General features: G+C 32.4%; 18 protein-coding genes. 3 read left to right on the forward strand and 15 right to left on the reverse strand.

The genetic code is table 11. From position 1 onward, the window contains the following. Nucleotides 1–31 precede the first annotated feature (31 nt). The 3 genes from can to FLACHUCJ7_RS10900 form a co-directional block, all read right to left on the reverse strand. A complete protein-coding gene (gene can / locus FLACHUCJ7_RS10890) occupies nucleotides 32–670 on the reverse strand; it encodes a carbonate dehydratase (RefSeq protein ID WP_078226271.1) in 639 nt (212 codons plus the stop codon). A 121-nt stretch (nucleotides 671–791) separates the two neighbouring features. Then, on the reverse strand, nucleotides 792–2,441 hold the full coding sequence (locus tag FLACHUCJ7_RS10895; RefSeq protein WP_180908930.1) for a SulP family inorganic anion transporter: 1,650 nt from the start codon (nucleotides 2,439–2,441) through the stop codon (nucleotides 792–794). Between the two features lie 79 nt (nucleotides 2,442–2,520). Continuing rightward, nucleotides 2,521–2,805, reverse strand: a complete 285-nt coding sequence (locus FLACHUCJ7_RS10900; RefSeq protein ID WP_180908931.1) for a hypothetical protein — start codon at nucleotides 2,803–2,805, stop codon at nucleotides 2,521–2,523. A 487-nt stretch (nucleotides 2,806–3,292) separates the two neighbouring features. On the opposite strand from FLACHUCJ7_RS10900, the gene FLACHUCJ7_RS10905 reads away from it, so the two are divergent. Continuing rightward, the gene (locus FLACHUCJ7_RS10905; RefSeq protein ID WP_031456285.1) at nucleotides 3,293–4,234 is read left to right on the forward strand and encodes a LysR substrate-binding domain-containing protein; all 942 of its coding nucleotides are present in this window, start codon (nucleotides 3,293–3,295) and stop codon (nucleotides 4,232–4,234) included. 100 nt (nucleotides 4,235–4,334) lie between these two features. Here FLACHUCJ7_RS10905 and FLACHUCJ7_RS10910 read toward each other — a convergent pair whose 3' ends face one another. The 8 genes from FLACHUCJ7_RS10910 to FLACHUCJ7_RS10945 form a co-directional block, all read right to left on the reverse strand. Continuing rightward, complete coding sequence (locus FLACHUCJ7_RS10910) at nucleotides 4,335–5,078, reverse strand: rhamnogalacturonan acetylesterase (RefSeq protein WP_031456286.1); 744 nt, start codon at nucleotides 5,076–5,078, stop codon at nucleotides 4,335–4,337. Nucleotides 5,079–5,096: 18 nt separating this feature from the next. After that, complete coding sequence (locus FLACHUCJ7_RS10915; protein ID WP_180908932.1) at nucleotides 5,097–6,446, reverse strand: glycoside hydrolase family 28 protein; 1,350 nt, start codon at nucleotides 6,444–6,446, stop codon at nucleotides 5,097–5,099. A gap of 77 nt (nucleotides 6,447–6,523) precedes the next feature. Then, entirely contained in the window at nucleotides 6,524–7,624 is a 1,101-nt protein-coding gene (gene pelA, locus FLACHUCJ7_RS10920) for a pectate lyase (protein WP_180908933.1), read from the reverse strand. Nucleotides 7,625–7,672: 48 nt separating this feature from the next. Next, nucleotides 7,673–9,307: a glycoside hydrolase family 43 protein gene (locus tag FLACHUCJ7_RS10925; RefSeq protein ID WP_180908934.1), complete on the reverse strand. Its 1,635-nt coding sequence runs from the start codon at nucleotides 9,305–9,307 to the stop codon at nucleotides 7,673–7,675. A 16-nt stretch (nucleotides 9,308–9,323) separates the two neighbouring features. After that, on the reverse strand, nucleotides 9,324–10,556 hold the full coding sequence (locus tag FLACHUCJ7_RS10930; protein ID WP_180908935.1) for a glycoside hydrolase family 88/105 protein: 1,233 nt from the start codon (nucleotides 10,554–10,556) through the stop codon (nucleotides 9,324–9,326). A gap of 29 nt (nucleotides 10,557–10,585) precedes the next feature. Beyond that, nucleotides 10,586–11,800 (reverse strand): glycoside hydrolase family 88/105 protein, encoded by a 1,215-nt coding sequence (locus FLACHUCJ7_RS10935; protein WP_180909089.1) that lies wholly within the window; start codon nucleotides 11,798–11,800, stop codon nucleotides 10,586–10,588. 41 nt (nucleotides 11,801–11,841) lie between these two features. After that, on the reverse strand, nucleotides 11,842–12,783 hold the full coding sequence (locus FLACHUCJ7_RS10940; RefSeq protein ID WP_180908936.1) for an alpha/beta hydrolase: 942 nt from the start codon (nucleotides 12,781–12,783) through the stop codon (nucleotides 11,842–11,844). A 147-nt stretch (nucleotides 12,784–12,930) separates the two neighbouring features. Beyond that, nucleotides 12,931–14,361, reverse strand: coding sequence for a glycoside hydrolase family 28 protein (locus tag FLACHUCJ7_RS10945; protein ID WP_180908937.1), 1,431 nt, complete (start codon nucleotides 14,359–14,361; stop codon nucleotides 12,931–12,933). A gap of 285 nt (nucleotides 14,362–14,646) precedes the next feature. Here FLACHUCJ7_RS10945 and FLACHUCJ7_RS10950 point away from each other — a divergent pair, with 285 nt between their 5' ends. Next, nucleotides 14,647–15,675, forward strand: coding sequence for a LacI family DNA-binding transcriptional regulator (locus tag FLACHUCJ7_RS10950; RefSeq protein WP_078226262.1), 1,029 nt, complete (start codon nucleotides 14,647–14,649; stop codon nucleotides 15,673–15,675). Nucleotides 15,676–15,987: 312 nt separating this feature from the next. Next, nucleotides 15,988–17,016 (forward strand): LacI family DNA-binding transcriptional regulator, encoded by a 1,029-nt coding sequence (locus FLACHUCJ7_RS10955; protein ID WP_078226261.1) that lies wholly within the window; start codon nucleotides 15,988–15,990, stop codon nucleotides 17,014–17,016. A 130-nt stretch (nucleotides 17,017–17,146) separates the two neighbouring features. Here the strand turns inward: FLACHUCJ7_RS10955 and FLACHUCJ7_RS10960 are convergent, their stop codons facing one another. The 4 genes from FLACHUCJ7_RS10960 to FLACHUCJ7_RS10975 form a co-directional block, all read right to left on the reverse strand. Further along, nucleotides 17,147–18,760, reverse strand: coding sequence for a UxaA family hydrolase (locus tag FLACHUCJ7_RS10960; RefSeq protein ID WP_078226260.1), 1,614 nt, complete (start codon nucleotides 18,758–18,760; stop codon nucleotides 17,147–17,149). A 25-nt stretch (nucleotides 18,761–18,785) separates the two neighbouring features. After that, nucleotides 18,786–20,228 carry a tagaturonate reductase gene (locus tag FLACHUCJ7_RS10965; RefSeq protein ID WP_180908938.1) on the reverse strand — a complete coding sequence of 481 codons (1,443 nt, stop codon included), beginning with the start codon at nucleotides 20,226–20,228 and terminating at the stop codon, nucleotides 18,786–18,788. A gap of 205 nt (nucleotides 20,229–20,433) precedes the next feature. Then, nucleotides 20,434–21,108 carry a bifunctional 4-hydroxy-2-oxoglutarate aldolase/2-dehydro-3-deoxy-phosphogluconate aldolase gene (locus FLACHUCJ7_RS10970; protein ID WP_078226258.1) on the reverse strand — a complete coding sequence of 225 codons (675 nt, stop codon included), beginning with the start codon at nucleotides 21,106–21,108 and terminating at the stop codon, nucleotides 20,434–20,436. A 7-nt stretch (nucleotides 21,109–21,115) separates the two neighbouring features. Further along, on the reverse strand, nucleotides 21,116–22,138 hold the full coding sequence (locus FLACHUCJ7_RS10975; RefSeq protein ID WP_078226257.1) for a sugar kinase: 1,023 nt from the start codon (nucleotides 22,136–22,138) through the stop codon (nucleotides 21,116–21,118). Nucleotides 22,139–22,146: the final 8 nt, after the last annotated feature.

The raw sequence follows: 22,146 nt of genomic DNA on the forward strand, positions 1-22,146 counted from the left end.
AAAAATCGCCCTTTTGAGGCGATTTTTTATTTTATAGATTATTAAGTTGATAAACTTCATCAAGTTCAGAATTCGAACTGATATTTACATTTAAATCTGTTACAAAACCTGAATTTAATCCGTAAACCCATCCGTGAAGCATTAAATCCTGGCCGTTTTGCCAAGCTCCCTGCACGATTGATGTTTTTGCTAAATTGTAAACTTGTTCTTTGGCATTAATTTCAACAAAAGTATTGAAACGTTCTGTTTCATCTTCGATTGAATTTAAATATTTATCGTGCAAACGATACTCATCTTTAATATGACGAATCCAGTTATCGATAATTCCAACAGATTGGTTCCCCATTGCTGCTTTTACACCTCCACAGCCATAATGTCCACACACAATTACATGCTTTACTTTTAAAACATTTACCGCATAATCCAGAACACTTAACATATTCATATCTGAGTGTACGACCATATTGGCAATATTTCGGTGTACAAAAACCTCACCTGGCTTTGCTCCAATAATTTCATTAGCAGGAACACGACTGTCAGAACAACCTATCCATAACAATGGTGGGGTTTGTCCTTTTGCTAAATCTGCGAAATAATTAGGATCTTTTGCTAATGAATTTTCAACCCATTTTTTATTGTTTTCAAGTATTTGTTTATAAAACTCTATCATTGTTTTTTATTTTTTTTGAATGGTATTTCTCTGTGATAACGATTACAAAAGAACTCATGTAAAGTTACCTAAATTTAAGATTCCGCACTCTTTTAGAAATACATTAATTATTTATTTTGTTTTAAAATTTTTCTTTTGCTTCTTCTTTTTTTACTAATACTCTCTTTGCTACATCATAATAATGTTCAATAGAAACATGATTATTATTATCCGGAGTATTTTCTAATTCGTAAGCTTCTTTAAAACCTTTCAGTTTCACCTTGATATTTTCATCAATAGCACGAGTTTCTTTAAATTCTCTGATTAAATCCAATACATCATGGGCAATATATTCTGTATCATGTGCATTGATGATAACTTTAGAGTTTTCAGGAATTTCACTTAATGTTTGTTTTATAGCAGCTTTATTCAAAAATGATACTTCCTGAGCCAAGTCGATGTGAATAATGTCTCCATCTTCGTATTCTTCTTTCTTGAAGATATAAGCTCTTTTTAAGTTACCTCTCAATACAAAAATGATACTGATGATAATTCCCAACGCCACACCTTTTAGTAAATCTGTCGCAACAACAAATACCAAGGTTGCAATAAAGGGAATAAACTGATATTTTCCTTTATGCCAGAAATGTAAAAATGTAGCAGGTTTTGCTAATTTATATCCTACCAAAATCAAAACTGTAGCTAATGTTGCCAATGGAATTTTATTTAATATTGCCGGAATAGACAAAACACTAATTAATAAAAGTACACCGTGAATAATTGAAGACATTTTTGATTTTGCTCCAGCATTATTATTTGCAGATGATCTCACAACTACAGATGTCATTGGCAATCCTCCTAAAAGGGAACTTAACATATTACCAATACCCTGAGCTCTTAATTCTACATTTGTATCTGTATAGCGCTTTTGAACATCCATTCTGTCAGAAGCTTCAATACACAACAACGTTTCGATAGAAGCTACAATGGCAATTGTAATGGCTACGACCCAAACTTGAGGATTTGTAACTGCGCTAAAATTTGGCGTGATAATAATGGACTTAAAATCATCAAAAGATTTTGGAACCGGTAACGAAACTAAATGTTCTTTTGCAATTGCAAGCGAGCTTCCTGACGATATAAAGAATTCATTTAATAAAACCCCCAGAATAACTGCTACCAAGGCGCCTGGTACTAATTTTAATCTCTTTAAAAATGGGACTTTATCCCAGGAAATTAAAACCACAAGCGAAATTAATGAAATTACTACAGCACCTAATTGAATGTGATTAACAACATCAAATAGAAAAGAAAATGAATTGCTTCCATCATTTTGAATGAAAGCCTGATCTCCTTCAAAATCTGAATCGTAACCAAATGCGTGCGGTATTTGTTTTAGAATAATAATAATACCGATACCGGCAAGCATTCCTTCAATTACATTGGTTGGAAAATAATTCGATATACTTCCGGCTTTTAAAAACCCTAATGCTAATTGAATTAATCCTGCAATAAAAACTGATAGTAAAAAAACATCGAAAGCACCAAAATCAGTGATGGCGGTTAAAACAATAGCTGTTAAACCAGCTGCTGGTCCGGAAACACTAATATGTGACTGGCTTAAATAACCTACCACAATACCTCCAATAACACCTGCAATGATTCCAGAAAACAAAGGTGCGCCGGAAGCCATTGCAATACCTAAACACAATGGAAGAGCGACCAAGAAAACCACCAAACCTGAAGCAAAATCAGATTTAAGGTTAGCAAAAAGATTAATTTTTTTTGACATAATACAATACTAAAAATTGATACATTAAAGATCTACTATATTTACTACAAATACAGTTAGTTTAAAATAATCGGAAGTATTACACTAAGTTTGGAGGTGGTGCAAATATGCTAGGAGAAATATTGTCTAGTTTGACAATATTTTCAGACACTATTGTTTTTTTCTGTATATAAAGAGGTATTGCAACTTCATGTTGCAATATTACCGGATAAACGGCTGCCTTAAGTTCTTTGTGTGAGTGCTCTTCTTCAGAAAAACTAAAAAAAATAGATGTATCATTACTCTTCTTCATCAACGTCACAACTGTTGGCGTTGCTAAAAAAGCAATGAATATGAATAATAATATGCGAGCGATTAGTTTCATTCAAGCAAAAATAACTTTTAACAGATAAAATCAAAGTATGAAGCTAAAAATTTTATAGAAATTTAACATTTGTAAAAAAGCTGAATATATACATTTGACTATTCATATTTTCAAACAATTCATAAACAACATATTAAAACACTTCTTCCAGCCAGACATTCATCATATAATTTGTACCTTCATCGCTAATTTTTCCTGACTTATTCAAAATTTCTCTTTCAGTTTTAAGCAAATCTGATAAGAATGTATTTTATTAATTGAACTGCTTTTTCGTCATTTGAAGTGTTTCCTGACGATAAATTAAATCTTCTAAAGTATGAATGGAGCTCCTTAAATCGTTAAAACTCGTTCGGCTATCCTATCTATTTTTAATTGTGAATAGATATACAATTCTTCAATTATTTTTACAAATCTAAAATAACTTCCTTGTAATAATTATAATGAAAAATTATATTTTCTTATTTTTGCATCACAAAATACTATTAAAATGACTATAACTCAACTACAATATGTTTTAGCAGTAGCCGAGCATAAAAATTTCACATTAGCGGCAGAAAAATGTTTCGTGACTCAGCCTACTTTAAGTATGCAGATTCAAAAAATTGAAGAAGAATTGAATATTTTAATTTTCGACAGAAGCAAAAAACCAATTCAGCTTACAGATATTGGTCAGAAAATTGTAAATCAGGCAAAAAACATTGTAAATGAGGCAAATCGTATTCAGGATATTGTCGAACAGCAAAAAGGTTTTATTGGCGGTGAGTTTCGTTTAGGAATTATTCCAACAATCATGCCTACACTTTTACCTATGTTTTTAAATAATTTTATAAAAAAATATCCAAAAGTAAAGCTTTTGATTGAAGAGCTTAATACCGATGAAATTATTACAAAATTAAAAAACGGTCATTTGGATGCGGCTATTGCTGCAACCCCGCTTGAAGACGAAAAAATCAAAGAAATTGTATTATATTTTGAACCTTTTGTAGCCTATATTCCTGAACACCATTCCAGTTTTCAAAAAGACGAAATAGAAGTTTCTGACTTAAACATCAATGAAATCTTACTTTTACAAGATGGACACTGTTTTAGGGACGGTATTTTAAATTTATGCAAAAATGGAACTGATATTGATCAAAACAATTTCCAGATTCAAAGCGGAAGTTTTGAAACACTGATAAAATTAGCAGATGAAGGTTTGGGCACAACATTACTTCCGTACTTACACACACTGGATTTAAAGGACTCCGATAAATTAAAACTTCGTAATTTCAAAGAACCAAAACCTGCACGTGAGGTGAGTTTAATTTATCCTAAAAGCGAATTAAAAATGCAAATCATTGATGCCTTAAGGAGCACTATTGCAGGTGTCGTAAAAGGGGCCATTGTTTTTCAGAATGTTCAAATTGTTAGTCCATTACAAAAAAAATAACATTCATTTAATTATTCAATTTGCTATAAATATAAAATCGTATCCGTAACTGTAAAAAAGCCTATCCGGATACGATTTTATTTAATAAAGATTATTCAGGCTATTTAATTCCCTTCTTAAGTGTTTCAACAGAAGAATCTTCTAAAAGTTTTATTTGCTCAACAACTATTTGTGCAATCTCTGTTGCTCCTTTTAAAGAAAGATGCGTATCATCGTCTTTAGCATCTTTATAATATGGATTTTCTCCTGCTTTGAAATGTAAATGCAACTCTTTTGATTTTTCAGGTCCATAAGATTGTTCTAATAATTCGGTAAAATATTCCAAATCAATAAAAGGAACATTAAATTCCTGCGCAACCAACCTGGTTTCTAAAGGATAATCCCCGTGAGTTCCAATTAACACTCCTTTTTCATTAAAATTTCTTCTTGCAATTGAACTCAGTAAAATTGGAATTGCTCCTTTTGCACGGCTTTCTTTTACAAAACGGATTAGATTATGTCTGTAAGCCGTATGCGGGTTTGTATAACGTAATGAATCCATGTTTTTCCCATCATTATGCCCAAACTCAATAAAAACATAATCACCTTTTTTTAGTTTTTGGTATACCGCATCCCACTGTTTTTCAGCTATAAAACTTCTGGTACTTCTTCCATTTAAAGCCCTATTGTCGATAATAATATTATCTTTAAAAAAAGGTTGTAATACCTGAGCCCAACCGTGTTCAGGGTTTTTTTCCGGATCTTTTTTATTCGCCATTGTTGAATCTCCAATGGTATAAACAGTTGTTTTTTGTGCAAAACAAGTGGCTGACATCAACCAAAGAATTAAGATATAATGTTTCATTTTTTATTTTTTATTAAACTATTTTGCTGCTGAAGGAAATGTAGCTTTTTCTCCGATAAAAACTTCATTCAGAATTACATTCTCAGCATTTGTACTTGATATCGCATTTTTAGCCCACTTAATTTCGATATTATTTAAAGAGATATTTTTGATCTTTTTATCAGCAAATCCCTGAATAACAATCCCTGAAGCAGAAGCTTTATTACATGAAATATCAGAAAAGGAAACATTTGATATTTCAGACTGAAACCCTTTTCCCTCTCCGTGATAATTGGCTGTGATATAAAGACAATCTTCTACTTCATCTAATTGGATATTTCGAACAAAAACATTTTTTATAAAACCACCTCTGTCAGCATTGGTTTTTAAATAGATACCTCTTTTTAAATAACCAGTGGTTTTGCAATTCTCAACAAAAACGTTTTGTACTCCAGCGGACATTTCGCTGCCTATAACTACTCCGTGAAGCCCTTTAAAATTACAGTTTCTAATGATAATATTTTCACTTGGGGTAGCTGCATTAGCTCTTCCTTCATGATCTCTTCCTGCTTTTATTGCTACATTATCATCACCGTTATTGAAAGTTACATTTTCGATCAAAACGTCTTTTGCATATTCAGGATCTACACCATCATTATTGTAATTCAATGACTTATAACTTAATCCTCTAACGGTTATACTTTGTGATTTTAATAAATGCAGACACCAAAAAGGAGAATTTTCAATACGGATATTTTCGACTAAAATATTCTTACAGTTAAAAAACTGAATCATTTGTGGACGCAAAAAATAACCTGTCCCAAATTTCCTTTCATTGACAGGAACATTGTTATGATTCATTTCCCGGCTCAGCTCTTTACCTTTTCCTTCTTGAGATTTAAAGGTTTTCCATGTTTTACCACCTTCTCCATCAATAATTCCCTCACCGGTTAATGCAATATTGGTACAATCATATGCATAAATTAACGGGCTGTAATTATAAAGTATTGTCCCTTCCCAGCTGGTTAAAACCATTGGTAAATAATCCTCAGGCTTATCACTAAATTTAATTTTCGCGCCTTTCTCAATTTTTAAATTGACATTGCTTACAAAATGAATTGGTCCTTTTAAAAGATAAACTCCTTTTGGAACTGTAATAGTTCCTCCCTTATTCTTCTTACACAATGCCATTGCTTTATCAAAAAAGGGCTTACTATCAGAAACAGAGTCTCCTTTGGCTCCTAATTTCGCTACATTAACTTGATACGAAGGAATTTTGGGTAGTTGAATTGCACTTACAATTGAATCTACTTTTGCCGTTGGAAATTTATTGTGCTGAGCAAATGAAACAGTTGAAAACAATACCAGAAAAAAAAGTCTAATATTCATAATTTTTATTTTTGCAGGCAAAATCCTAATTCACTGTTTAACACAAAGGAAATGCTCAATCAATTACTATTGTAGAATTACTCTGATTCAGTTTTTTCTAAATTATTTTTTTTTGACCACTTTTTGTATTTTTTCAAAACTTCTTTAGGTTCATTAGAATACCACGAGTAACCATTTCTTCTTTCTTCACCAATATCAGTTATATATTTCTTTTTAATTCCGTCACGGTCACAGAAAAAAGCCTCATTTGTATCAAGTTCTGCAAATCTTGGCCAAATTGGCGCAACCTCATCAGTTGGATACATTTTTTTACCTATAACTTTACCATCTGCATCATATATTCGCTCTTCTCTAAGATTGGTAATTTTTGTTTTTTCAAACCAGTTATATGCACTTACAATAGCAGTTTTAATTTCAGGTGAAGGATTATCAACAGACATTAAAAATAATACAATTTTTGCAGATTCTTTTCCGCTTAATGAAGCAAGTTCATAAGCTCTTGCATCAGCTGGAGCAAAAGTAACTTCATCATGTTGTGCACACCAAACAGTTAAAACACCATTTTGTTTGTATTGGGTTTTTAAGATGCAATCAATTCCTTTCTCAACAGCTATTTTAGCTTTATCAACAATCTCCTGCGATGGTTTAATACTGTAATATTCAGTTTGATTTGCTATTTCTTTTAATACATTCAAAACATCAACCATTGAATTGTCATTATAAGTAATATGCGTATAATATCCTTTTTTTAATGGAAAATACTGAGGCCATCCTCCATTAGGATATTGTGCTGAAAGTAAATAATTTACAGCTCTTAAAAATGAATCTTTATATCTTTCATCTTTTGTCTGAGCGTACATTTTAGATACAAAAAGTATTTCCTGGGTTGTTGCTCTGTTATCTATTGTACAGTCTTTTCCTGATGGTTTTAGTTCTAATAGTTTAGTTTTCTCTTCCTCAGTCAATTCTTTCAACATTTGGATATTTTTTGGCCATCCGCCAATATCTCTTTGATAAAGCAGAACATTTTCACCTAATTTTTTACCTTCTTCAGAACCAAACCAGGCTGAGTAACTTTTTATAATTAAATCCGGCCATTTTTTAGCTTTTTCCTGTGCGTTAACATAACAGTTCGTACTTATTAAAAGTAATAATACTGTTTTTTTAAGTTGATTCATTTAGTTAATTAATTTTGGTTATTTATTTAGTTATTTATTTTTTCTGCTTTAATTGGTTATCCTAAACCAATCTATTGCAACACTGCCAGCATCATTTATAACACCTTCTCTAAGTGCCACAAATCCTATTTTAGCACCAATCCATTTGCCTTCTCGCGCAGTAAAATTATCGCCAACAGAGTTAAATTTTTGTCCATCTATGCTATATAAAAAATTACATATTCCGCCTGCTTTTACTTTTACTTGCAGGTAAATTGTTTTATCTTTTATTGCAATTTTTTTACTTTCAAGTTCAATTCCTTTTTTATCCGCTTTCAAAGCTGTTCTTTGAGAAAGAAACAGTTTACCTTCTTCTTGTTTCAGACATAAAAAACTATAATCCAGCCCCATAATTACCAATCCTGCATATTCCCCATCAAATCTGGAATTAAACGTAATTTTTGTTGTTGCAGTAAACTCATCCGAAGGAAATTTTTGTAAAAGTAAATTAGGAACATCAAACAGATTATTATAATCTTTAGGAACAGGAATACAATTTAAATTATAATATCCCATTGCTGTAGGAAGTCCCCAGGTAATCTGTGGATTTGCATGCCACTGCCATTGCAGCCCAAGTTTTGGTTTATTAAATTCATCACTTTCCGGTGGCGTTTCAATAGGAAATATTTTTTTACCTACATTTGGTTTTTTATAAGCCATAACAGGCTCTCCAGTACCATCTTTATCTTCGTCATTTCCGATCACCGGCCAGTCATTTTGCCACTTCATAGGCTGTAAATGAACTACTCTTCCGTATGCAAACTGATCCTGAAAATGAATAAACCAATCCTCCCCTGTTTGTGTCTGAACCCAGGCACCCTGATGAGGACCGTTTACAGCTGATTTTCCCTGATCCATAACTTTCCTTTTTTCATAAGGCCCATACACATTTTTGGATCTCATAACCGTTTGCCAGCCAGTAGCTACTCCTCCTGCCGGAGCGAATATGTAATAATAGCCATTTCTTTTGTAAAACTTAGGCCCCTCAATAGTTACTTCATCTGTAGTATGCCCGTCAATAATCATGACATCATCATTATAGGCAGACAAACCATCCGAACTCATTGAACAAACTGCCAAAACACTTTTTATTCCTGCACGGCTTCCAGCAAAAGCATAGCCTAAATATGCTTTACCATCCTCATCCCATAACGGTGTTGGATCAATCAGGCCTTTGCCTTCTTTTACCATAAACGGTTCAGACCAAGGGCCTTCTGCTTTTTTAGCTTTCACAGCATAAATCCCAAAATCGGGATCAGGATAATAGATATAAAATTCATTATTATGAAAACGAATACATGGAGCCCAGACACCATTTCCATGCTGAACTTTATTATAAACCTCTAAAGGCTTTTGTTTTGAAAGTGCGTAACCAATTAATTTCCAGTTTACCAAATCTTTTGAATGAAGGATAGGCAGTCCCGGAATACAATTGAATGATGACGCTGTCATGTAATAATCATCCCCAACCCTAATAGCATCCGGATCTGAATAATCCGCATATAAAACAGGATTTTTATACGTTCCGTTACCTTGATCGGCAACCCAGACTTTGGAAAAATTATTTTCATTTTTTTCCTGTCCTGTTAAGATCTGCATTCCTGTGAAACACAAAAAAAGAAACGCTATTTTTATAAATTTCATTTAAAAAAAATTATACTTATCTGTTTAACTCTAATGCCGCTAATATAAAAGGCCCTGTAGCTTTTGGGTCATTATCTTTCTTTTTTTCATTTACATAATATTCATAGGAACCATCTCTATATGGAGTTCCTCCAAGTCCAGCTACCTGGCAGGCCTGGGTTAAGGTAATTGTTCCGTCAGCATCAACTTTTATTAATTGGGTAGTCAAACCATCAAAAGCCAGGTTTGCCAATTTTTTGAATTTTGAAGGCAAATAACCTTTATTAGCCCCTTTTGCAAACGCATACGCAAACATTGACGAACCTGAAGCTTCCAAATAATTTCCTTCCTTACCCATTTTATCCGTTACCTGATACCACAAACCAGATTTATCCTGATACTTTGCTAAACTTTCTGCAACATTATTCAAATAGCCAACTAATTCTTTTTGTTTTGGATGGTCTTTTGGAAAATAATCCAATGCATCAACTAAAGCCATTACATACCAGCCAAGAGCTCTTGACCAATAATTTGGAGAGTTTCCTGTTTCTTTATCAGCCCATGCCATTTGCTTGCTTTCATCCCAGCCGTGAAATAACAATCCTGTTTTTGGATCTGTAGCATGTAATTGAATTTGTTCAAATTGATGCGCAATATCATCTAGACTTTTTCCATTTTCAAAAGTTGCTGTATATTGAGCATAGAAAGGTTCTCCCATATACAAACCATCTAACCACATTTGATTAGGATATATTTTTTTATGCCAAAATCCTCCAGACTGCGTCCTTGGATGATCAGCTAATTGCTTGCGCAATAACTGCATTGCTTTTAAATATTTTTCTTCTTTAGTTTTATTATACGCATTAAAAAGCAAACGGCCAGCTACAATCATATCTATATTATACTTCTGCATTTCATATGTTTTAATTGTTCCGTCATTTTCAATCAAAGCATCTAGATATCCCTGTACATAAGCTGCATATCTTGAATCTGGATTCTTTTTATACAATTCTTCAAATGAATATAAAACAAGACCATGAACATAGTCCCATTTTGGAGCTTTAGAATCATCTATCTGCCAGGATTCAGGATGGCGTTTCATTAAAGTTAAAGCCATTTTATCAGACCACTTTAAGTTTTTTGAAATAACAGTATAATCCTGCGATTCAGTAGTTTTTACAGGTTCAGGAGAAGCCGTTTTACAACTAAATAAAGTGAATAAAACAAAAAGCATGGCTACTTTTAAGGTATTTAATGTGTTGCTTAACATAGTAATTTATTTTTGACTGTATTGAAATTCTATTTATCTAATTCTATTGCTGCCAGCAGAAAAGCTCCTAATCCATGAGAATTATCGGTAACAATTCTTTCGCTCAAATAATATTCGAATGAACCGTCTCTGTAAGGATTCCCTCCTAATCCTGCACTTCCACATACTTGGGTAATGTGGACTTCACCATTTTTATCTACTTTAATAACATTCTTTATTAATCCATTAAAGCCTTTATTGGCAATTTTTTCAAATTTAAGAGGCAAATAATCTTTGTGTACTCCTTTAGCAAGCACATACACGAGCATTGAAGAACCTGACGATTCTAAATAATTCCCTTTTTGCTTTTGCAGATTTGGAATTTGATACCATAAACCGGATTTATCCTGATATTTGCTTACTGCAATTGCTAATTCATTTAAATAACCTATCAATTCACTACGTTTTGGATGATCCTTGGGAAAATAATCTAATGCATCAACTAACGCCATCCCATACCAACCAAGTGCTCTTAACCAAATATGAGGAGCCGTTCCTGTTTCTTTATTAGCCCAAGGCATTTGTTTACTTTCGTCCCAAGCGTGAAAATACAAATCTGTTTTTTTATCAAATGTATGTTTGTGAAGAAGTTCAAATTGATGGGCTACATCGTTTAATTTTTCACCTTTCTCAAATTCGGTCTTATATCTTGCATAAAAAGGCTCTGCCATATACAAACCGTCTAACCACATTTGATTAGGATAGATTTTTTTATGCCAAAACCCTCCAGATGGTGTTCTTGGGTAGTCATCCAAATTATTTCTTAATGTTTTTAATGCTATCAAGTATTTTCCTTCTTTTGTTTTATAGTATAAATCAAAAAGTATTTTCCCTGCATTTATATTATCAAGACTATGATTTTCAGGATCAAACTTTTTGATTGCACCAGTTTCATCAATAAACACATCCGCATATCCTTTTACGTAGTCATAATATTTTGGATTGTTTGTCTTAGTATATAATTTCTGATAAGCCGTCAAAATCATACCAATTTTATAATCCCATTTTGGAGCTTCATGACCATCAATTTTCCATGCTTCAGGATATCTACTGATTATTGACAATGCCATTCTTTCTGACCATTTTAAATTATCAGAAATTTTTATCTGACTCTGAACATTATCCTGAGCAATTGTTTTACTACAGCAAAGAAGTAATAAAATAATTGCACTTTTGCAGAAATTAGTTTTCGGAGAAATTATCATGTTCATTAAAATTTAATTTTAGTTCTTTTTATTACAATGTCTTATTTTAAAATTTTATCCAAAAACTGAGTCGTATAAAGAACTGTTTCTTCAAACCAAGGATTAAAAAACCAAAATGAATGAGGAGAATCCTTAATTGTATGCACCTCATTATAAATATGGTTTCGATTCAAAATTGCAATCATATCATTCCTTCCTGCATGAAATCTATCAATACTGCTATTTATGAATAATATTGGCGGTGTATTTTTATCTGTGTGTGTTAAGGCAGAAGCATTTTTCCAATTTTCCGGAACTTCAGCAGAAGTCCCTTTAAGCCAAAAAGCTGCCATTTCACCCTCTGAAGATTCAGGATGTTTAAAAGCTAAAACTCCATCTATATCAATAATTGCATTTACTTTTGATGAATATTTGCTTTTATTCTGAACATCGTCAAAATCTGGATTATCATTTGTTGTTCCAATCAAAGCTGCCATTTGCCCTCCTGAAGAACATCCCAAAACAGCAATCCTATTTGGATTTACTTTAAATTTTTTAGCATTATTTTTTATAAACCTAATTGCATTTTTAACATCAAGAATTCCTTCTGGATATTTAGCTTCTAATGACAATCTGTATTCTATTGCAAAACAAGAATAGCCTTTTGAAGCAATTTCCTGCGCCAAAACCTTCATCTGATTCTTATTACCGGATCTCCAACCACCTCCATGAATCATTATTACAGCAGGATTTCTTTTTTTAATTGTACTAAAATATGCATCCAAATGTAATGGTCTGTTTTTATTATCATTATAAACAACGTCATTAATTTGATTAACATTATCTTTTTTTACTTCTTCGGTTATTTTTATGAAAGGATATTTTTTTATCAATTTAGTATAAGTAGCTACTATAGTATAAGAACTATCCACAGGATAAGTACTTTGCCCAAAAATAGCATTTGATAAAAAAAACAACAATCCTACTGACAAAATGTTCTTCATAACTAACAAAACTTAGTTAAGAAAAAAGTTCGATACTTTATCAAACTCATTTTTAAACTAATTCAACAAATAATACAAACCAATCCTTAAGAAAACTAAAATTTAATAAAAATTCGCCATTTAAACTAATTACAGAGAGTTCTTAACTTAGTTTTTGATGGATTCAACCTTTTTTCCATTGATGTAAGTATTTATAAAATTAAAATTCTTGACATTTTTCAATAAATAAATTGAATCTGCTTTTTCAATATTAACATTTTTAAGTACAATATTTTCTACCGGCGACTCTTTATATCCTTCTGCCCAAACACCATATTTGCCAGCCTTTTTTACTTTGACGTTCTCCAAAATTACATTTCTTATAACCGGAATAAAATTTCCTGTCTGGGAACCATATACATTATAAAACATGTTCAATTTCAAAACACATTCTTTAACAGTACCTACATCCAAATTTCTCACGTAAACATCTTCAATTACTCCTCCTCGTTTAGAATTTGTTTTAATACGTATTGCTCTGTCAAGATTTGGACTATCCATAATACAATTCTCTACAAAAACATTATTAACACCTGCAGATATTTCACTGCCAATTACAACACCTCCATGACCATCAATCATTTTACAGTTTTGTACTATTATATTTTTGCTTGGCAACGCAACTCTTCTTCCGTCAGCATCTCTACCAGATTTTATAGCTATACAATCATCTCCTGTATTAAAAATACAATTTTTAATAATTACATTTTGTGAGTATTCAGGATCACATCCATCATTATTTGGACCATGACTATTTACTGTAACACCGTCGATAATTATGTTATTTGATTTCATTGGATGTAAAATCCAAAAAGGAGCATTGATAACCTTAACGTCTTTTATTAAAACAGTATTACATTCAAAAAACTCAATGAAATTAGGTCGCAAATAACGTCCTTCTCCAAAAATTCTTTCTTCTACCGGAACACCCTTTTCAGCCATATCAACTAAAACTTCACGATTGGCAGTATCATTCTGAGATGGAATTCCTTTTTCCCATCCATAACTTTTACCTCCTGACCAAACCCACCAATTAGCAGAATTGGCCTTACCATTCAAAGTGCCTTTACCTGTTATAGCGACATTGGTTTTATTTTTAGCATAAATAAGAGGGGAATAATTCATCAACTCTGTTCCTTCCCAAGAAGTATGAACTATTGGATAATCTTTTGGATTTGTACTAAACAGAATTTCAGCATCATCTTCTAAGTGTAAATTTACATTGCTCTCCAAATGTATTGCTCCTGTCAAGAATTTACCAGTCGGAACAATTACTTTTCCGCCGCCATTTTCAGCACATGCTTTTATCGCTTTTTCAAAAGCTACGGTATTAATTGTTACTCCATCAGCAATTGCGCCATAATCTATAACATTATAACTATTCTCTAAAAATTTAGTCTGAGGAATACTTTTAACAATCAAATCCATTCTTTCCCACGGGGAATTTGAAGCATCGGTAACCTTGCCACCGCATGACAGAAAAAGAGAAGCTATAACAAGAAAAATTGAATTACACTTTAAGCTTTCAAAAACATTCATTTGTGAAATATTTCCATTATAAAAATAAGATTACATCGATTATGTAATCGATTACACGAAAATAGAAAAATAGATTGAATACAACAAATTTATTTCTATATAATTTATGTATTCAATTTTAATTATAAAATTAATTTACACTTATTGTAAAAAAACACATAATTTTTTATTATTGCTCCATTGTTTTAAATCAAAAAAAGAATTTAGGTAATCGATAACATTTTATCTTGGCATATCCAAAAAAAATGTATTTTTGTGTTAAAATAATCAAAATATTTTTTTTGAATGAGTGAGAAAATAACCATATATGATATTGCCAAAAAGCTAAACATCACTGCAGCAACGGTTTCTAGAGCCTTAAATAATAATCCGAAAATAAAAGACAGTACAAGAGAATTGGTACTTGAAACTGCCGCTTCGATGAATTACAAACAAAACAAATTGGCTCTGGCTTTAAAAAGTGGAAAAAGTAATAACATAGGGGTTATTGTTCCTCGTATTGACAGTAATTTTTTCGCATCTGTCATTAGAGGAATTGAAGAAGAACTTTATCCACACGGCTACCAGGTTATTATTTGTCAAACTCATGAAAATCCTAAAAGAGAAAACGAAAACCTTTACACATTAATAGATGCACAAGTTGACGGCATTATAATGTCAGTTACCGATGTTACTAATGAAAATGATAATGCTTTTCATAATGTGTTAGAAAAAAATGTCCCGTTGATATTCTTTGACAGAAGCAAACACATAGATGGTGTAAGTTCAGTAACCATTAATGACTTTAAAGGGGGATACATTGCTACAAAACAATTAATTAATCAAGGATGTAAACATATTGCACATTTATCTGGTGATCAATCATTGGAAATTTTTAAAAATAGATTTTTGGGATACAAACAAGCTTTATTGGACAACGGAATCACATTTAATGAAAAATATGTTATTCAGTCTAAAAGTAGTCTTGAAGCTGGAAAAGAAGCAATAGATATTTTATTAGAACTTGAAACTCCACCGGATGCTGTATTCTCATCAAGTGATTTTGCTGCACTGGGAGTTATACAGGAATTAAAAGAAAGAAACATAAATATCCCGAACGAGTTTTGTGTAGCAGGTTTTAGTAATGAACCTTTTACCAAGTTTATGGAACTTTCTATAACTTCAGTAGATCAGTCACCACTGGAAATGGGAAGAATGTCTGCAAGAGTTTTTCTGGAACAAGTTGACAAAACAGAAACCATTAAAATTGAAAAAAAAGTAGTTTTGGCTCCTGAATTGCATATTCGTAAATCTTCAACAAGAATAAACTTTTAATTTTACCACTAATTAATTATAGTTTTAATCTTAACCAACATTAGAGATATAAAACATAAACACATAACAAACAGCCAATTATCTTCTTAAAACCTATTTGTTTTTATTTTCTACTAATTTATTTAGTAATATACTTTTCACATTATTTTTTTTATAAAAATAGTTTCCTTTATCACAAAATTAGAAACCAAACATTCTATTACTATTAGATGATTAATCTTACAAATGTTATTTTAGTAATCGATAACAATTTATATTGAATTATTCAAAAAAAAGGTATTTTTGTGAAAAAATAATCAGATAAATTTTTTAATGAGCGAGAAAACCACTATTTACGATATTGCCAAAAGACTTAATATTACTGCTGCTACGGTCTCAAGAGCATTAAATAATAGCCCTAAGATCAAAAAAAGTACACGCGAACTAGTTCAGGAAACAGCTGATTTAATGAACTATAAGCAAAATAAATTAGCTTTGGCCTTAAGAAGCGGAAGAAGCAATAATATAGGGATTATAGTTCCTCGTGTTGATAATAATTTTTTCGGAACTGTAATTAGAGGAATTGAAGAAGAACTTTATCCTCATGGCTATCATGTAATTATTTCACAAACTCATGATGATCCAAAAAGGGAAAATGAAAATCTATATGCTTTAATAGATGCACAGGTAGATGGTATTTTAATGTCTGTTACAGATGTTAGTGATCAAAACTATGATGCATTTTTGAACGTATTACAAAAAAATGTCCCCTTAATTTTCTTTGATAGAAGCAGAAACATTGATGGAGTTAGCTCTGTGACAATTAATGACTTCAAAGGTGGATATCTTACAACAAAACATCTAATTCATGAAGGATGTAAACACATTGCTCATTTTTCCAGAGATCAATCTCTTGACATATTCAAAAATAGATTTTTAGGATATAAACAAGCTTTACTAGATAGCGGAATACCTTTTAAAGAAGAATATGTCATCCCTATTAAAAGTAGTGTAGAATCAGGAAAAGAGGCAATAGATATTTTATTACAACTTGAAACACCTCCAGACGCTATATTTTCTTCAAGTGATTTTGCTGCATTAGGAGCTATTCAGGAATTAAAAGAAAGAAATATAAGTATCCCTAATGACTTTTGCGTGGCAGGATTCAGTAATGAGCCTTTTACTAAATTTATGGAACTCTCCATAACTTCAGTAGATCAGTCTCCACTCGAGATGGGAAGAATGACAGCACGTGTTTTCTTAGAACAGGTAGACAAAACCGACGCCATTAAAATCGAAAAAAAGGTAGTTCTTGCTCCTGAATTACACATTCGTAAATCTTCAACAAGAACTACCTTTTAGTAGTTTAGATACGGATAAACATATCCTTTTTTAAACCATATAAGTCATTTGAGAAAAGTAAGCAAATAAAATATTTACTTAAATGAACTTACATAACTTATATGGATATGGATAGCTTTTAGAACTTTATTTAAAGAGAAACCCCTCTTTTCCAAGGAATAAATACATCTTGTTTCAGCTGATCTGCTTTTGTTTCTACGTTTCCGCTTGCCAATTCTATAATATAATCTACGATTTCTGCTCCAACTTCGGTAATGTTTTTTTCACCAGTAATCACAGTTCCAGCATTGAAATCGATAATATCCGACATTCTGTTAGTTAATGCCGTGTTTGAAGCAATTTTCACAACGGGTGCAACCGGATTTCCCATCGGATTTCCTAAACCTGTGGTAAATAAAACAACTGTTGCTCCCGCTCCAACTAATCCTGTGGTACATTCGGCGTCATTTCCTGGTGTATTTAAAAGATTTAAACCTGGTTTTGAAATATATTCACCGTAATCTAAAACGTCTACAATAGGTGCTGTTCCTCCTTTTTTAGAAGCACCAGCAGATTTCATTGCATCGGTAATTAATCCGTCTTTAATATTTCCTGGAGATGGGTTCATATCAAACCCTGAACCTGCATCTACAACTGATTTTTCAAAAGCTTTCATCAAAGATAAAAACTTGTCTGCTTTTTCTTCGTCCACACATCGGTTCATCAATTCTTGCTCAACGCCACATAATTCTGGAAACTCTGCTAAAATGGTTTTCCCTCCTAAAGCTGCGAAAATATCGGAAACAACTCCCAATGCCGGATTAGCAGAAATTCCTGAAAATCCATCGGATCCACCACATTCCAAACCAATACTTATTTTTGAAACAGGAGCAGGTTTACGTTCAATTTTGTTGGCTCTTTTAATAGCTTCATAAGAATCTTTAATCACCATTTGAAACATTTTATCGGTAGTACCAATTTGTTGTTGCTCATAGATCAAAATTTCTTTATCACAATTCGGACTTATTTCTTTCAATGCGTTTTTAAAAATATCTACTTGCAAATTTTGGCAACCCAAACTTAAAACAGTTGCACCGGCAACATTTGGATTGTTTACATATCCTGCAAGCAGTTTTGCCAACAATTCCGAATCTTGTCGAATTCCACCACAGCCCCCTTGATGATTAATGAATTTTACTTCGATATTATCTAAAATATTTTCATTTGAATTTCTATCAGCAACTTCTTCTACGCTTTTTTCTTCAATTAAAGAACGCAATAAATTTTTATAAGAAACTTCTTTTTTTGGTAGTAATTCGTTTTCGAAAATATCTTTCAGTTTTTCGATATTTTTATTTTCACAAAAAACTAATGGAATAAATAACCAAACATTTTTGGTCCCAACTTGCCCATCAGTACGGTGGTATCCATTGAAAGTCTTATCTTTCCAACGATCTATATTTGGAGGAGTCCAACCTAAACTTCCAGTTTTACGAAAAACTTTTTCACTTTGATGTTTTACATTTTCGGTGGTAATTACTTCTCCTTTTTTTACAGGTTCTACAGCTTTTCCTACCAAAACGCCATACATTATAATTTCATCACCAATTGCAAAATCTTTCTCTGCGATTTTATGTTTTGCTTTAACATCAGTTGTTGGTGAAACGGTAGTTCCTTCAAATGCAATTTGTTCGTTTTGTACCAAATCGGTTAAAGCAACAATTACGTTATCTATTGGATTTACTTTTATTAATTTCTTTTGCATGATAATAATTTTAAAAAGGTTTTAATTAGTTTTTAGCGCTGAAATTAGCATAACCTTTTTCAATTCCGTTAGCTTCAATTTCAGTTAAAGCTACTACTAATGCTTCAGACAGACCGTTAATTTTTGTTAAATCTTCACCCCAAAATTCGATATTAGCTAAAACTTTAGCAACAACTAAATCTAAAGACCCGAATTCCCAAGCACTTCTAAATGCTTCAACTAATTCAGGAGTATCTTTTACCGGTAATGCTTCATTATTCCATGTTCCTTTGTAAAACTGAATTAAGGAAGCTAATGAAAAAGTCAAACTAACAGGCAGTTTTTTGTTTGCATTATAATATCCTAATAAACTAGGTAAAACTCTTACTTTGAATTTTGAGATCGAATTTAAAGCAATATCAGCCAATGCATGTTTGATAAATGGATTTTTAAACCGATCCATTACCTCTTCAGAATAAGCAGCGATTTCATTTTTGTCCATAGCAAGGGTTTCACTGATTTCACTGATAACACTGTTTACGAATTTCCCTGTAAAATCTCCATTAACAGTCTCCATTACTAACTTGTTACCATACAAAAGCGACGTAGGAACCATTGCTGTATGTGCACCATTCAAAATACGAACTTTGATCATTTTGAAAGGACGAATATCATCAACAATTTTAACATTCAAATCCGTTTTATGGAAAGGTAACTTTTGTTTTAAATCTTCACCACCTTCAATAGCCCATAAAAAGAATGGTTCAGCAGCAACAATTAAATTATCCTGATAATCTAATTTACTGTTGTAGTCTTCAATTTCTGCTCTTGGGTATCCCGGAACAATTCTGTCAACTAAAGTACTGTGGTACGTACACGCTTCTGTCAACCATGTTTTGAATGCATCCTCTAATTTCCATAAATCGACATATTGCAAAATATATTTCTTTAAAGTCTCCGAGTTATAATCAATCAATTCACAAGGAATGATTGTCACTCCTTTAGAGGCATCTCCATTGAAATGTTTGAATCTTTCATAAAGCAAAACAGTCAATTTTGCAGGAAAGGCTGCCGGCGGCTGCATATCCGGAGTATCTGTATCAAGGAATTCAATTCCGGCTTCAGTAGTATTTGAAACAATAAACTGAAGTTCTTCTTCTTTAGCTAAAGCTAAATAATCTGCAAATTCAGTATATGGATTTATAGCTTTTACAATATTGTCAATTAGCTGAATGTCTTGTATTTTTTCGCCTTTTTTGATACCGTTCATAAACAGAGTATAAAGACCATCCTGATCGTTAATCATGTTTACCATACCATCTTTCAACGGCTGAACAATTGCAATACCAGCATTGAAATCAACCTCTTTGTTTAGTTTATGAAAAGCGTAATCAACAAATGCTCTAAGGAAATTACCTTCACCAAACTGAACTACTTTAATTGGATTTAATTTTTCTAATCCTGTATTTACTCTATTTAATTTTTTCATTTTAAATCTTTTCTAAAAGTGTTATAAATAACATCATTAATCCCTTACCTGTTTTGTTATTGTAAAAGAAACATTACACTTGTAAAGATTAAAATAAAGTTTGCTGTGAGGAGTGACAAGCTTTATTTTTCAAGCGTAATGTTCAATTACAACCTTTAAAACTCTAAAAAAAACTGCTTTACAATAAGGAATAAACTAATTATCCTTATTTATTATTTCTAATATCTTTTATGATGTTCAATACATCATTTACTTTATTTTTTAACCCTTCAAAATCCTGCTTATCCAGCAAATCTTTTGAAATCAATTGTGAACCAAGACCAACGCAGGTAGCACCCGCATTTAACCATGAAGATAAACTTTCTACAGTTGGATAAACGCCTCCTGTTGGCATAATAGTCGTCCAAGGGCAAGGTCCTTTTATTGCTTTAATAAACTCTGGTCCGTAAATATCAGCAGGAAACAATTTTACCACTTCACAGCCTAATTCTTCTGCTCTTGCAATTTCTGAAAGAGTTCCACAACCAGGAGACCACAACACTTTTCTACGATTGCAAGCTATGGCAATATCTTCTCTAAACACAGGAGTTACAATAAAATTAGCACCAAGCTGCATGTATAACGAAGCTGCAGCAGCATCAGTAACAGAACCAACACCTAGCATCATTCCAGGCAATTCAGCCAATGCATATTTATTTAATGCTCCAAAAACTTCAAAAGCAAAATCACCTCTGCTTGTAAATTCCATTAATCTGGATCCGCCATCGTAACAGGCTTTTAATACTTTTTTACTGATTTCAATATCCGAATGAAAAAACAAAGGAACCATACCGTTGTCTTTCATCGTCTGAGCTACTTCAATTCTTGAATACTTTGCCATACTTTATTTATCTTGATACTAATCCGGCCGAGTTACCTCCTGCCATGTTTTCAACTTCTTTTAATGTCACCAAATTATAATCTCCGGCAATGGTGTGTTTTAAGCAACAAGCCGCTACTGCAAAATCCAGTGCCTTTTGTTTGTCTTCTTTATACTCAACCAATCCGTAGATTAATCCCCCCATAAAGGCGTCACCACTACCAACTCTGTCTATCACAGGAGTAACTTCCTGTACAGCGGCATTAAAAATGGTTTTTCCGTCAAATAAAACACCACCAATTCTTTGATGCGAAGCACTAACTGAATAACGTAATGTCGTTGCTACAGTTTTTAAGTTCGGACAAAGCTCATATAACTTAGAATATAAAGCCGGTAAAGATTTTTCATCCTGATAATTCGGATTTACTTTAGGAATTCCTAACATAAAATAAGCTGTATCAATGTCTCCTAAAATAACGTGACTGTATTTTAATAACTCAGGCATAACCTCGCTTGGTGTTTTGCCATATTGCCATAATTTTGATCTGTAATTCAAATCACATGAAATAGTTAATCCTAATTCATGTGCAATCTGAACTGCTTCCAGACAGGCTTCTGCTGCACTCTGAGAAATTGCTGCTGAAATTCCGCTAAAGTGAAACCATGTCGCTCCCTCCAATACTTTCTTCCAGTCAATATCTCCTTTTTGAATAGTTGCCATAGAGCTATGTGCGCGATCATATACAACATTGCTTCCTCTGGTTCCTGCTCCTGTTTCTAAATAATAAGTTCCTAAGCGTTCTCCGCCGTAAACAATACTTTTAGACTCCACATTCATTTTACGCATTTCCTGTACTGCACAGTAACCAATTTCGTTCTCAGGCAATCTCGTAACAAACTCAGCAATAATGCCGTAATTCGCCAAAGAAACGCAAACATTAAATTCACCTCCGCCGTAAGAAGCTGTAAATGCTTTAGCCTGAGAAAAACGCAAATGTCTTTCTGTAGAAAAACGCAACATTATTTCGCCGAATGCAACTACTTTACTCATTATAAATT

This window comes from Flavobacterium salmonis (genome assembly GCF_903819435.1).
In the GTDB taxonomy this organism is placed as follows: Bacteria; Bacteroidota; Bacteroidia; order Flavobacteriales; family Flavobacteriaceae; genus Flavobacterium; species Flavobacterium chungangense.